This window comes from Kitasatospora sp. NPDC008115, assembly GCF_042957205.1.
GTDB lineage: Bacteria > Actinomycetota > Actinomycetes > Streptomycetales > Streptomycetaceae > Kitasatospora.
The window spans coordinates 15,185-27,947 of record NZ_JBIBHU010000025.1 but is presented as its reverse complement, the minus strand read 5'-3'; the positions used below and the strand labels follow the sequence as shown (position 1 = coordinate 27,947).

The 12,763-nt window shown below is 74.3% G+C and carries 12 protein-coding genes; 8 read left to right on the top strand and 4 right to left on the bottom strand.

Features of this window, described 5'->3' with window-relative positions; all coding sequences use genetic code 11:
• Positions 1 to 139: 139 nt before the first annotated feature.
• On the bottom strand, positions 140 to 583 hold the full coding sequence (locus tag ACFZBX_RS27660) for a hypothetical protein (protein ID WP_391536497.1): 444 nt from the start codon (positions 581 to 583) through the stop codon (positions 140 to 142).
• A gap of 374 nt (positions 584 to 957) precedes the next feature.
• On the opposite strand from ACFZBX_RS27660, the gene ACFZBX_RS27655 reads away from it, so the two are divergent.
• The 4 genes from ACFZBX_RS27655 (at position 958) to ACFZBX_RS27640 (ending at position 4,994) form a co-directional block, all read left to right on the top strand.
• Positions 958 to 1,761, top strand: a complete 804-nt coding sequence (locus ACFZBX_RS27655; RefSeq protein WP_391536496.1) for an ABC transporter permease subunit — start codon at positions 958 to 960, stop codon at positions 1,759 to 1,761.
• On the top strand, positions 1,758 to 3,200 hold the full coding sequence (locus ACFZBX_RS27650; protein ID WP_391536495.1) for an ABC transporter ATP-binding protein: 1,443 nt from the start codon (positions 1,758 to 1,760) through the stop codon (positions 3,198 to 3,200). The genes ACFZBX_RS27655 and ACFZBX_RS27650 overlap by 4 nt, the downstream gene beginning before the upstream one ends.
• A 432-nt stretch (positions 3,201 to 3,632) precedes the next feature.
• Entirely contained in the window at positions 3,633 to 3,995 is a 363-nt protein-coding gene (locus ACFZBX_RS27645; protein WP_391536494.1) for a hypothetical protein, read from the top strand.
• Between the two features lie 243 nt (positions 3,996 to 4,238).
• Positions 4,239 to 4,994 (top strand): VOC family protein, encoded by a 756-nt coding sequence (locus ACFZBX_RS27640; RefSeq protein WP_391536493.1) that lies wholly within the window; start codon positions 4,239 to 4,241, stop codon positions 4,992 to 4,994.
• 42 nt (positions 4,995 to 5,036) lie between these two features.
• Here the strand turns inward: ACFZBX_RS27640 and ACFZBX_RS27635 are convergent, their stop codons facing one another.
• Together ACFZBX_RS27635 and ACFZBX_RS27630 are read right to left on the bottom strand one after the other, a co-directional pair.
• The gene (locus ACFZBX_RS27635) at positions 5,037 to 5,507 is read right to left on the bottom strand and encodes a hemerythrin domain-containing protein (protein ID WP_391536492.1); all 471 of its coding nucleotides are present in this window, start codon (positions 5,505 to 5,507) and stop codon (positions 5,037 to 5,039) included.
• Positions 5,508 to 5,612: 105 nt separating this feature from the next.
• Positions 5,613 to 6,209 carry a TIGR03086 family metal-binding protein gene (locus ACFZBX_RS27630; protein WP_391536491.1) on the bottom strand — a complete coding sequence of 199 codons (597 nt, stop codon included), beginning with the start codon at positions 6,207 to 6,209 and terminating at the stop codon, positions 5,613 to 5,615.
• A 192-nt stretch (positions 6,210 to 6,401) separates the two neighbouring features.
• Here ACFZBX_RS27630 and ACFZBX_RS27625 point away from each other — a divergent pair, with 192 nt between their 5' ends.
• Both ACFZBX_RS27625 and ACFZBX_RS27620 read left to right on the top strand, forming a co-directional pair.
• Positions 6,402 to 6,974, top strand: a complete 573-nt coding sequence (locus ACFZBX_RS27625; RefSeq protein ID WP_391536490.1) for a DoxX family protein — start codon at positions 6,402 to 6,404, stop codon at positions 6,972 to 6,974.
• 337 nt (positions 6,975 to 7,311) lie between these two features.
• Positions 7,312 to 9,825 (top strand): collagenase, encoded by a 2,514-nt coding sequence (locus ACFZBX_RS27620; protein ID WP_391536605.1) that lies wholly within the window; start codon positions 7,312 to 7,314, stop codon positions 9,823 to 9,825.
• Positions 9,826 to 9,903: 78 nt separating this feature from the next.
• Here ACFZBX_RS27620 and ACFZBX_RS27615 read toward each other — a convergent pair whose 3' ends face one another.
• On the bottom strand, positions 9,904 to 10,665 hold the full coding sequence (locus ACFZBX_RS27615; protein ID WP_391536489.1) for a PP2C family protein-serine/threonine phosphatase: 762 nt from the start codon (positions 10,663 to 10,665) through the stop codon (positions 9,904 to 9,906).
• Between the two features lie 141 nt (positions 10,666 to 10,806).
• Between ACFZBX_RS27615 and ACFZBX_RS27610 the strand changes: the two genes are divergently transcribed.
• A complete protein-coding gene (locus tag ACFZBX_RS27610; RefSeq protein ID WP_391536488.1) occupies positions 10,807 to 11,403 on the top strand; it encodes a TetR/AcrR family transcriptional regulator in 597 nt (198 codons plus the stop codon).
• 94 nt (positions 11,404 to 11,497) lie between these two features.
• On the top strand, positions 11,498 to 12,724 hold the full coding sequence (locus ACFZBX_RS27605) for an MFS transporter (protein WP_391536487.1): 1,227 nt from the start codon (positions 11,498 to 11,500) through the stop codon (positions 12,722 to 12,724).
• Positions 12,725 to 12,763: the final 39 nt, after the last annotated feature.

Here is a 12,763-nt window from a genome sequence, read left to right as displayed (position 1 = left end):
ACACCCCCGCCCCGCCACTCCGCCTCCCACCCGCCGCCCGGTCGGCGACCTCGTCCGGCGCTGCTCCCGCGCCGTGGCCCTGCCGTCCCTTCCCGTCGGCGAGGCCACCCGACGTTCGCGCGCCGCCTCCGTGCGGCGGTCACTCGGCCGGCTCGTCCGGCACGCCTGCGGTGCCGTCGGGCCGCCGCCCGTTCTCGTCGGCCGTGCTGTGCGGCGGTCGCTCGGCCGGCACGCCTGCGGTGCCGCCGAGCTGTTGCCTGCTTCTGCTTCTGCTCCTGAGGCAAGGCGGTTCGGCGTTGTGCGCGGGTGTCGGCCGGCGGGCGGCCTCGTCCCTCACCGCTGCTGTGCTGTTGGGCTGCCGCCCGTCCTCGTCGGCCAGGCCGCCCGGTCCGCCCTGGCGCGCCGGGCTGCCGTGGCTCGGCAGGTTGCCGGTGAGGTGGGTGCGTTGCCGGTTCCCGCCGTCGGGGCCGCTCGGCCCGCCCTGGTGCCCGGAGGTGCGGTGGGCCGCCGGGCTTCCGGCGCCCCGCTGCCGGTTCCCACCGATGAGGCCGCGTGCCCGCCCGGCGGCTCCCTTGTCCGCCACGGCGCGCCATCGCCCGCCGTCACCGCCACCGTCACCGCCGGCCGGCTGCCCGGTCCCGCGGGCAATGCCGCGCGGCCGTCCCGCGCCGTGCCCGGTGGCAGCAGCCGCGCCGCGCGGCACGGCGTCCCCCGACCGCATCGGCCCGGTGGCGCGGCCCGCGCCACCGGCGGCGCGCCGGCCGGGAGGTCGACGGTGCGGACGTGCCGGAACCCGGGCGGCTCCGATCCGGGCCGAGCCCCCGCACCGGTCGGCCCGCTACCGGGAGGCGGGTTCGGGTGCGGCGTCGGCCGCGTCGTGCTGCGGCGCTGTCGGTGGCTGGTCCGCCGGGCGGTCGCGGCGGCCCGGCGGCGGCCGGGTTCCGGCGAGGCCGCGACGTGAGGCGGTACGCGCTCGGGCTGGCGCTGACAGCCCTGCCGTTGCTGCTCGCGCTGTTCGGCCCGCTGGTGGCGGGGGAGCCCGGGCCGCGCGGGGTGTCGTTCACGGCGGGCGGCGACGGCCACTGGCTCGGTACGGACTTCACCGGGCGTGACGTCTGGCGTCAAGTCCTGCTCGGCGGCCGGTCGGTGGTTCTCGTCGCGGTCACCGCGACCCTGCTCGCCTACGTGATCGCCCTGCCCCTCGCGCTGGCCGCCGCGCTGACGGGGCGGGCGTGGCTCGAAGAGCTGCTGCTGCGGCCGCTGGACGTGCTGATCGCCGTCCCGGCCCTGCTCCTCGTCCTGCTGGTCGCCACCGCGCTGGAGCCCGGGCCCGCCGGGCTGGCCGTCCTGGTGGGGGTGGCGGCGGTGCCGGACGTCGCCCGGGTCGTGCACGCGGCGGCGGTGGCGGCGGCGTCCCGGCCGGTCGTCGAGGCGTTGCGGCTGCACGGTGAGTCGTGGACGCGGATCGCGTTCGGACAGGTCGCGCGGACGATCCGGCGCACCCTGGCCGCCGACGCCGGAACGCGCCTGGTCGGCGCGCTGTACCTGGTCGCGACGGCGGCGTTCCTCGGGGTCGGCGTGCAGCCGGACGCCGCAGACTGGGCGGTGATGGTCGACCGCAACCGGCCGGGGCTGTTCCTGCAACCGTGGGCGGTCGTCGTCCCCGCTCTGCTGGTGGCGGCGCTGTCCACCGGCACCAACCTGCTGTTCGACGCCGCGCAGTACCGCTCCGCGACGGCGGGCCGGAAGGCGGCGGCATGACCGGCGACGACCTCGCGACGGTGGACCGGCTGGGGGTACGGGTGGGCGCACGCGTGCTGGTGGACGGCGTGTCGTTGCGCGTGCGGGCGGGCCGGGTGACGGCGCTGGTCGGACCGTCGGGCAGCGGCAAGACCACGACCGCGCTCGCCCTGCTGGGCGCCTACCCCGAGGGCGCCGCGGTGTCGGGCGCGGTCGTGCCGGGCCCCCGGGTCGGCTACGTGCCGCAGCACCCGGGAGCCGTGCTCAACCCGGCCCGCCGGGTGGGTGTGCTGCTGCGCGACCTCGCCCGGGTCCACGGCGGCGGGCCGGAGGCGGTCGCGCGTGCGCTGCGGGACGCCGAACTCGCGGACGTGGACGGCGTGCTGCGCCGCTTCCCGCACCAGCTCTCCGGTGGCCAGCAGCAACGCGTGGTGCTGGCCCAGGCGTTGCTCACCGGCGCCCGGGTGATCGTGGCCGACGAGCCCACCACCGGACAGGACCCGGTCACCACCCGTCGGCTGGCCGCCCTGCTCGGCCGGCTGACCGCGCGCGGCACCGGTCTCCTCCTGCTCAGCCACGACCTCGACCTGGTCCGGGAGCTGGCCGACGAGGTGGTGCTGCTGGCGGACGGTCGCGCGGTGCGCACCGGCCCGCCGGCGGACGTGCTCCCGCTCCCGCTCCCGCTCCCGCAACCGAAGGCGCAGCCGAAGCCGTCGGCCGCCCCGCTCGCACCGTTCCGTCCCACGCCCGAACCGCCGCGCCCGGCCCGCCTCGACGTCTCCGGCCTCACCGCCCGCCACCCCGGCGGCGCCGTCGTGCTGCACGAGGTCGGGCTGACGCTCCGGCCGGGGGAGTGCCTCGCCCTGACCGGTCGCTCGGGCAGCGGCAAGACCACCCTGGGCCGCTGTCTGGCCGGACTGCACCCCCGCCACGAGGGCACCGTCCGGCTGGACGGCGCGCCGCTGCCGCGCAGCGTCCGGCGGCGCGGGCGGCGGGAGTTGGCGGCCGTGCAGTACGTGTTCCAGGACGCCGGGGCGGCGTTCGCCGACCACCGCCCCGTCCTGGACCAGGTGGCCCGGGCAGCGGTCCGGCTGCGCGGCCTCACCCCGCCGGCCGCCGCGGTGGAGGCGGGCGACCTGCTCGCGGGGCTCGGCCTGGACCCGGCGAAGGCGGCCCGTCCGACCGCCGCGCTCTCCGGCGGGGAGCTTCAACGGGCTGCTCTGGCACGGGCGTTGATCGTCCGGCCGAAGGTTCTGGTGTGCGACGAGATCACCTCGGGACTGGACACGGCGACCCGTGCGGCGATCCTCGCCCACCTCGCCGACCGCCGGGACCGCACCGGTCTCGCGCTGCTGTTCATCTCCCACGACCCGGCGGCCGTCACGGCCCTCGCGGACGCGGTGGCGACCCTCGCGGACGGCCGGCTGGAGACGGCCGCCCCGGCCCACCCGTTCGGGTGACGGGGGTGTCGGACCCCTCGGCCGGCGTCCGCACCATGAACACCGCGACCGCAGCCGTCCCCGCCCCCGAGGCGATCACCGCGCTCCTCGCCGTCCTCGCCGTCCTGGGCGCCGGGGCGTCGGCGCGCGGCCTCGACGAGCCGGCCATCCGGCGCGCCTTCGAGGCCGAGCGCCCGGGCCCGCTGCCCGGCCACTGGCGGCCGGCCGTCCCGGGCAGGACGTACGAGGAGGCGTTCGCCGTGCTGGGCCTGCACGACCGGATACCCGTCACCGTCCGGTACGGGCCGGCCGCGCAGGTGGACGACGAGAAGTCCACGCCCGAGCCGGTGCACCGGGTGTTCGTCACACCCGAGTACGCGGGCCGGCGGCCGATCTGCGCGGAGTCCCCGCTGCGGGAGACGACGTGGTGGCCGCACGAGGTGGTCGCACGAGGTGGCCGAACGCCTCAGCGCCGCCTGCGGCCGGGCCCAGGTGCTCTTCCAGGACCCGTTCACCGACTCCGTCATCCGGGCCGCCGCCGAGGACGGCGCCCTGGTGCGCGGCTACCGGCGCTACGGGGAGCCGGAGCGGACGGGGGAGCCGCTGCCCCGGGAACCGCTGCCGACGGCGGAAGAGCGCGACGACGAGGGCCTCGAACCCAACGCCTCCCTGGTCGGGTCCGTCGGAGCGGCGGCGGCCCCTCTCCGTGGACTCCGCCGCGATCACCGCCGGCACCCCGTCCGCGGCCACGGCCGGCCGGCCCTGACTTCCCCGGGCGCCGGCCACGACGGCTTCGGCGGTGCACCCGTGCTTTGATTCCTCCGGGGGCGTGACGGCTCCCGCGCGCGCCCCTCACCGCGGCCTCACTACGGCCCCACCACGGCCTCACCGCGCCTCCACCCCACCCCGCGCGCTGATCCGCCGCGAACCGTAGGACACGGCCTAGGCTGAGGTCGCCCGGACGGCCGGACGGCCGTGGGAGTCGGGAGGGGCCCGGCGGCCGGGGTCTCGGAGGTGGTCGCGATGGTCAGCGGTGGGACAACGGCCGAGGTGCGCTGCGTGGCGGCCGTCCCGTGCTGGGTGAGCCTGATGGCGCGCGACCTCGACGCGGCCAAGGACTTCTACGGGCCTTTGCTGGGCTGGGAGTTCGAACCGGGGCCGGACCGCTTCGGCCCCTATGTGCACGCCGTCGCCGGCGGGGAGGCGGTGGCCGGACTGGGCGTGGCGAGCGGCGGCTGGGACATGCCCGTCGCCTGGACCAGCTACTTCGGCACGGAGAGCGCGGACGCCGCCGCCGACTCGGTCCGTGAGCGCGGTGCGACGCTCGCCGTGGGCCCGCTCTCCTTCGATGCGGGCCGGGTGGCGTTCGCCGCCGACCCGGCGGGCGCGGTGTTCGGGATCTGGGAGGGGCCGCTGGGCCGGGCCAGGCGGCTGGACCTCATGGGCGCGCCGGTCTGGATCGAGCTGCGCACCCCGGACCCGTTCGCGGCCGCGCTCTTCTACGGTGCGGTGTTCCGTTGGGACGGCCGGGACCCGGAACGGTTCGAGGTCCGCTGGGAGCACGACCGGGTGGTGCTGCGGGCCGAGGGGCACAGCGTCGCCGCGCTCGCCAGGGAGCAGGCGGGCGGCCCGGCGGGGATGCCGCCGCACTGGGAGGTGTCCTTCGCGGTGCCGGACACCGACGCGGCGGCGGCCAGGGCGGCGGAACTCGGCGGCAGTGCGCTCGGCCCGGTGTTCGACTCGCCGTACGGGCGGGTCGCCCGGCTCCAGGACCCGGAGGGCGGCCGGTTCGCGGTGATCAACGCCAAGCCCTGACGTCGAGCCCTGACGTCGAACCCCGGCCTCCGGCCCCGGGTCCTACGGTCCGGCCTCGGCGATCTCCGCCCGGTCGGCCCGCAGCCGTTCGGCGAGCGCGTTGCGGGCGGCGGCCGGGAGGACCTTGCGGGCGGGGGCGAACAGCTGCTTCTCCTCGGTCGCCAGGTGCCGGCGCAGCAGCTCGGCCAGTCCGCCCAGCAGGGTGTCCAGGGCGGGGTCGCCGGGCGGAAGGGTCTGGAGGTCCGCGAGGTACTGCCCGATCGCGAGGTGGTCGTGGATGCACCGGAACACGATCGCGCCGCCGTCCGGCACGTCGTGCTGGACGACCGGGAACAGATGCTCCTCCTCCGCCGCGCAGTGGCTGAACAGCAGGTCGGTGAGTTGCCCGAGCAGCCGGTCCTGCTCCGCTCCGGCCTCCTGGCCGGCCGCACCGGCCTCGATCCGGGCGAGCAGGTCCTCCACCGCGCGGTGCTCCGCGGTGAACTCGCCGAGGATGTCCGGCCTGCGGCTCATGGCCTGCCCGCCTCTCCCGTTCCCCCGTTCGCTGCGGCCCCGCCCCGACACCTCCAGTATCCGGCGGCGGGCCCGTTACCCGGGCGGAGCGGGCGTCGCCGCATGTCAGGGGCGGTCCCGGCGCCCGGTGAGGGCGAGCATCCGGGTCTGCGGCCCGGCGTCGTCCGCCACCGGCAGCGGCGGGTCGAACAGCCCGCTGCCGGAGAGGTCCCCGTAGCCGGTGTACTCGGCGAGCGCGAAGTCCACCAGGTCCTCCGGCAGCCGGGTGAGCCGGCCGATGCCCTCGGCGAGGTCCCAGGTGTGCACGACGGCGTCGGCGGTGAGCTGGTCCAGGTAGTACTGGCCGGAGACGTCGCCGAAGGAGAGGTGCACGGTGATGTCGGTGGCACCGGGGACGGCGAAGGCCTGGCGGGCGGCGTCCGCGGCGGCGGTCCAGGCGCCGAGCGGGTCGTCACCGAGGACGTCGCCGTCGAAACGGGCGCCGACCTCGGAGACGGTGGCGCCCATCAGCAGTTCGGGTACCCAGAGCTGCTCGCCGGTGAGGTGGTTGACCAGGTCGCGCACGGTCCAGTCGGCGCACGGGGTGGGCGCGTCCCACTGGTCGGGGGTGACCAGCCGCACCCGTTCGGTGAAGGCGGCGAGGGCCTCGGTGTGCGGAGTGCCCTTCTTCTGTGCCCGGCGGTGTTCCTTGCGATGTGCCATGTCCTGAGCGTCCCCCGCCTGGCGACTTCGTACGCCGGTCTACACCACTACTGACCCGATCACGCCAAAAATCTCTCGCCGAGGCGGTTGTTCAAATTCAAACTTCCAGGTACGGTCAAACGACCCGCCGGTTCGAATTTGAACAAATCCGGCCACTTTCGACGAACCCCCCTTTTCCTGATGGAGACGCGCATGCCGAGCACCAGCCCGAGCACGACCGCCGCCACCACCACCCTCGCCGCGGCCGGGAGAGTCCCCGGCTCCGCGGCCGCCTCCCCGCACGCCTACGACGCGGGCCTCCTGCTGCTGCGCGTGGTCCTCGGCCTGACCATGGCCGCGCACGGCAGCCAGAAGCTCTTCGGCTGGTTCGGCGGCGGCGGGATCGACGGCACCGGCAAGTTCTTCGAGATGAAGGGCTACCCCGCGGCCAAGGCCATGGCCGTCGTGGCCGGCCTCACCGAGACCGGTGGCGGAATCGCGCTCGCCATCGGCCTGTTGGCCCCGCTGGCCGCCGCCGCGATCCTGGGCACCATGCTCAACGCCCTCGCCGTCACCTGGAGCGGCAACTTCTTCGCCATGAAGGGCGGCGCCGAGTACGAGTACCTCCTGATCGCCGCCGCCGCGGCGCTCGCGCTGACCGGCCCCGGCCGCTACGCCGTGGACCGCTACCTGCCGGTGGTGCGTTCGCACCGGCTGTCGTACGGCGCGGGCGCCGTCGCGCTCGGCGTGGTCACCGCGGGCGTGGTGCTCCTCGTCCGCAACTGACGCACCGTGGCGGCGACATCGCCGCCCGCAGGGGCCGCCGGTCTACCGACCGGCGGCCTTTGTCGTTCTGCGGCTTTTCCGTGAAGTTCCTGTGCGGAAGCGGCAGTTGCCGGTTCTGGGGCTTCCTAGGCCATGTGATGCGTGCAATTGTACATGTCACACTCCCCACCGGTGCTCGATGGCACCGCCCTGAACGGTGCCATCGCAACGGTCCTCACCACCCCCACCGGCCGCGCCCCCACGCGGCCGACGAAGGCCTGGAGGCCCCCACGTGAGTACCGCACGTCCTTTGCACCAACGACCGCACATCGCGAGGCTGCTGACGCTCCTCCTCGCGATGCTCGTGGCGGTCGGACTGTTCACCCCGCAGGCCCAGGCCGCCCCTCCGGCCTCGCCGCAGCCCGGCGGCGGCTCGCCCGCCACCTCGGCCGGCCCCGCCGGCCTGGCCCCGCAGCCCGCGATCGGGGGCGCGCCGGCCACCGAGGAAGGGACGAGGACGGCGCCGGCCCGTGACCGCGCCCCGTTCTCGACCACCAACCCCGAGCGCACCGAGACCCTGTCGAAGTCCGAGCAGAAGGCCGAAATCGCCAAGGCCTTCGGCGAGAGCGCCCCCATGGCTCTCGCCGAACAGCCCTGCAACATCCCCGACTTCAGCCGGACCGGCGGCGCCCTGGTGCAGGCCGTCAAGGCGGCCGACATCGGTTGCATCAACAGCCTGTTCCTGCTGACCGGTGGTGACGCGAACGGGACGTTCCGCGAGTCCCAGATGGTCACGGTGGCGGACGCCCTGCGCGACGACGCCGCGAACTACCCGGGCGACAACTCCACCTCCACCGCCCAGCTGGTGCTGTTCCTGCGGGCCGGCTACTACGTGCAGTGGTACCACGCCTCCGACGTCGGCACCTACGGCACCGCCCTGCGGACCTCGATCCGCGGCGCGCTGGACGGTTTCTTCAACAGCGCGCACTCCCGCGACGTCTCCGCCGCCAACGCGGCCACGCTCGGCGAGGCGATCACCCTCATCGACAGCGCGCAGGAGAACGTCCGCTACCTGCCGGTGGTCAAGCGCCTGCTGGGCGCGTACGACGCCGCCACCCACAACCCGGCGAACATGGGCAACGCGCTCAACAGCGTGTTCACCGTGCTGTGGCGCGGCCACCAGACGGAGGGCTTCGTCGAGGCGGTGCGGGCCGACCCGAGCGTGCTCGACGCGCTCTACGCCTTCGCCACCGCCAACGGCGCCCTGCTCGGCGGCGACTACACCTTCCTGGTCTACAACGCGACCCGGGAGCTGGGCCGCTTCCTGAAGGACGAGCCGCTCCGGGCCACGGTCCGCCCGCTGATGAAGGGGCTGGCCGACAGGTCCGCGCCGAACGACCGCACCTCCTACCAGTGGGCCGCCGTCGCCGAGATGGGCGAGGCCTACGACAGCGGCAACTGCTCCTACTACGGCACCTGTGACGCCCCCGCCCGGCTCAAGTCGGCCGTCCTGACCGTCGACCACGCCTGCAGCGGAAGCATCCGCGTCCTCGCCCAGAAGCTGGACGCCGGGCAGCTGGCCAGCACCTGCTCCAGCCTCAACGGCCAGGACGCCTTCTTCCACTCGGTGGCCAAGGACAGCGGCCCGGTCGCCGACGACCAGAACACCAGGATCGAGGTCGTGGTCTTCCACACGCGCTTCGACTACGCCGTGTTCGCGGCCGGCATCTACGGCATCGACACCAACAACGGCGGCATGTACCTGGAGGGCAAGCCGAACGAGGCCGGCAACACGCCGCGCTTCCTCGCCTACGAGGCCGACTGGTCGCCGGAGTTCCAGATCTGGAACCTCAACCACGAGTACACCCACTACCTCGACGGCCGCTACAACATGTACGGCGACTTCGACGCCGGCATGACCACCCCGACCATCTGGTGGGTCGAGGGCTTCGCCGAGTACGTCTCCTACTCCTACCTCAAGGAGAACAACACCGCGGCGATCACCGCCGCCGGACGCCACACCTACCGGCTCTCCGACCTCTTCGACACCGCGTACGGCGACCAGGAGCGCGTCTACCGCTGGGGCTACCTGGCCGTCCGCTACATGCTGGAGCAGCGCCGCGCCGACACGGACGCCGTGCTCGCCAAGTACCGCGCCGGTGACTGGGACGGCGCCCGCACCCTGCTCAAGACCACCATCGGCACCCGCTACGACGCGGACTTCGACCGCTGGCTGACCGAGTGCGCGGCCGGCGCCTGCGCCACCACGAACCCGACCGACAACAAGCCGCCGACCGCCGCGTTCACCACCTCGGTCACCGACCTGGCGGTCGCCTTCACCAACGGCTCCACCGACCAGGACGGCACGATCGCCTCCCACGCCTGGGACTTCGGCGACGGCACCACCGACACCGCGGCCAACCCGGCCAAGACCTACGCCAAGGCCGGCACCTACACCGTCACGCTCACGGTGACCGACGACAAGGGCGCCACCGCGAGCGCCCGGCAGGACGTCACCGTCGGCGGCTCGAACCCCGGCGGCGGCCAGTGCACCGGTGCCGACACCCGGCAGCTGGACCGCAACTGCGGGCGCGACAACGCGGCGGCGACCACCGGCAACTACGCGCACTTCTACCTGTTCCTGCCGGCCGGGGTGACGCAGCTGCGGCTCACCAGCACGGGCGGCAGCGGCAATGCCGACCTCTACTTCAACGACAAGGCCTGGGCCTACACCGACTCCTACGCCACCAAGTCCGCCAACTCCGGCAACACCGAGACCCTGACCATCACCAACCCGCCCGCCGGCTACGTCTTCCTGAGCCTCTACGCGCAGGAGGGCTTCTCCCGCGCGAGCATCAAGGCCGAGTACTGACACAGGAGTTGTGACCGAAACGAACTGACCGAGGGCCCCGGCGGCACAACCGCCGGGGCCCTCCCGCCTCGTCGGCCGCTACTTCCCGATCCGCACCAGGGCGAGCGTGATGTTGTCCGGCCCGCCGGCCTCGATCGCGGCCTTCCAGAGCTCGAACGCCGCCCGCCCGTCGGCCCGTTCGGGCTCCGCGGGCGGGCGGGCGAGCAGCGCCGACAGCTCCTCCTCCGGTACCGGATCGGTCAGGCCGTCGCTGCAGACCAGGTAGCGGTCGCCGACGGCCAGCGGCGCGCTGCGCACGTGCGGCTCGACGAAGGTCAGCCCGAGCGAGCCGCCGAGGCTCTGGGTGACCATCGAGGTGGTGCGCCGGCCGGGCGGCAGCGGCGGGCTGTCGTCCACGCTGACCCGGCGCAGCCCGCCGCCGTCGACGCGGTAGACCCGGCTGTCGCCGATGTTGAAGATCACGGCCCGGTCCTCCAGCAGTACCAGGCCCGCCACCGTGGTGCCCATCGCGGCCAGCCCGGGATCGCCGCCGGCGGCCGCGTACACCTCCCGGTTGCAGGTCTGGAGGGCGTCCCGGACGCTCTCCTCGCCGTCCAGCCCCGGCCCGGCCGCCGCCAGCCGCCGGGCGGCCAGCGCGCTGGCGACCTCGCCGCCCGGGTGGCCGCCGAGCCCGTCGGCGACCGCGACCAGGCAGGGCGGGCCGAGCGGGAAGAGCAGGGTCTGCGGGTTGGTGGTGACGGTCGCGCAGAGCGTCCACGGACCGACGGCGAGGCTGTCCTCGTTCCGCTCGCGCAGCAGGCCCTCGTGGCTCAGCGCGCTCACCGCGATGTACGCCGCCATCGGTTCCGCCGCCCTTCGGGTGCTCCGGCCGACCGCTTCCGATCCCTCCCATTGTCCTGCTCCGGTCCCGCCGCCGCCGGTGGTGCCGGCGGCCGGGGGACCGTATTGCATCGGTCGGTCCAAAACGGCTACGGTGCTGCCATGGCGAGACCGCGCACCTTCGACGAGGACCGGGCGCTGGACGCGGCGATGCGCGCGTTCTGGGCGAACGGCTACGAGGCCACCTCCACCCAGGACCTCTGCGAGGCGACGGGCCTCGGGCGGAGCAGCATCTACAACACCTTCAGCAGCAAGCGCGACCTGTTCAGGCGGTCGCTGGACCGCTACAACGACCTGATGACCGTCCCGCAGGTCGCACTGCTGGAGGACGAGCAGCGGCCGCCGCTGGAGCGGGTGCGGCTGCTGCTCGCGCGGGTCGTCGACGGGGAGTTCGAGAACCGCCCGCAGGGGCGCAGCATCGGCTGCCTGACCGTGAACACCGTGGTCGAGCTGGCCGGGCGGGATGCGGAGGCGGCCGCGGTGCTGGAGCGGGACCAGGAGGTGCGGCTCGCCGCGCTGGGGGCCGCGATCGGCGCCGGGCAGCGTGCGGGCGAGATCTCCGGGCGCCGGGAGGCGGGCGAACTGGCCCGCTTCGTGAACGCGGTGATCGCCGGGATGCGGGTCGCCGCCAAGGGCGGGGCCGACCGGGCCGCCGTCGAGGCCATCGCCGCCACCGCGGTGGACGCGCTCACCCCCTGACCGGACGGGTCCGCCCATCCGGCGGGGCCGTGCTGGGCCCACGCCTGCCCTTGTTTTGAACCGATCCATCCAAAACTACCGGGGGAGTCCTCCCATGCCACGTGCCGTGTACGTCCTCGCCCTCGGCATCTTCGCGATGGTGACCAGTGAGTTCGCCGTCGCCGGCCTGATGCCGCAGCTGGCGGAGGGTCTCGACGCGACCGTCCCGCAGATCGGCTATCTGATCACCGCCTTCTCCGTCGCGATGTCCTTCGGCGGCCCGCTCCTCACCGTCTCGTTGCTGAGAATGCGTCAGAAGCGGGCACTGATGCTGCTGTTCGGCGTCTTCCTGGTCGGCAACCTGCTCGCCGCGACCGCCTCCGGCTATCCGGTGATGCTGGTGGCCCGGGTGATCGGCGGGGTCGCCGCGCAGGCCTTCTTCGGCATCTCGATCTCGCTTGCCACCCAGCTGGCCCGCCCCGAACTGCGCGGCCGGGCGATCGCCGTGCTGATGAACGGACTGATGCTCGGCACCCTGCTCGGTCTGCCGCTGGCCACCGTCATCGGCGAGCGCCTCGGCTGGCGGGCGGCGTTCTGGGCGGTGGCGGTCCTCACCGTGGCGGTCGCGCTGGCCACCGTCGCCGGGGTGCCGGACGCCGACCACGCCGAGGGCGGCGGCTCGCTCCGCGAGGAACTGGGCGCGCTGCGCAACCGGCGGCTCTGGCTGGCCTTCGCCACCAGCACCCTGATCATCGGCGCGACCTTCTCGCTGTTCAGCTACATCAACCCGGTCCTCACCGAGATCACCGGGTTCGCGGCCGGCTCCGTCCCGCTGCTGCTGGTCGCCTACGGCGCGGCGACCGTGGTCGGCAACACCGTGGTCGGCCGGCTCGCCGACCGCTACGCGCTGCCGGTGCTCGCCGTCGGCCTGGCGCTGAACACCGTCTTCCTGGCCGGACTCGCGCTCTTCGCCCAGCTCCGGGTGCCGGCGGTCGGCCTGCTGCTCGGGGTCGGCCTGGTCGGTGTCACCATGAACCCGGCGATGGCCTCGCGGGTGCAGCGGATCGGCAACGCCCGTCCGCTGGTGAACACCGTCCACAACGCCTTCATCACGCTGGGCGTCATCCTCAGCTCCCTGCTCGGCGGGCTCGCCATCGATGCCTGGGGGCTGCGCGCCGCCCTCTGGCTGGGGGTCGCCATGGCCGTCGCGGGCCTGCTGACCCTGGTCCCGGACGCCCTGCGCGCCCGTAGTACGGTCTCGGGCCAGGATCCGGGCGCTGGGGGGAATAACACCCGGGTGGCGGATGCTAAAGTGGTTGAAACTTTGACGATCGGATCCTGAGCCGGGTTTCCCAGCGGGATTCAGCCTGGAGTGTGGTGA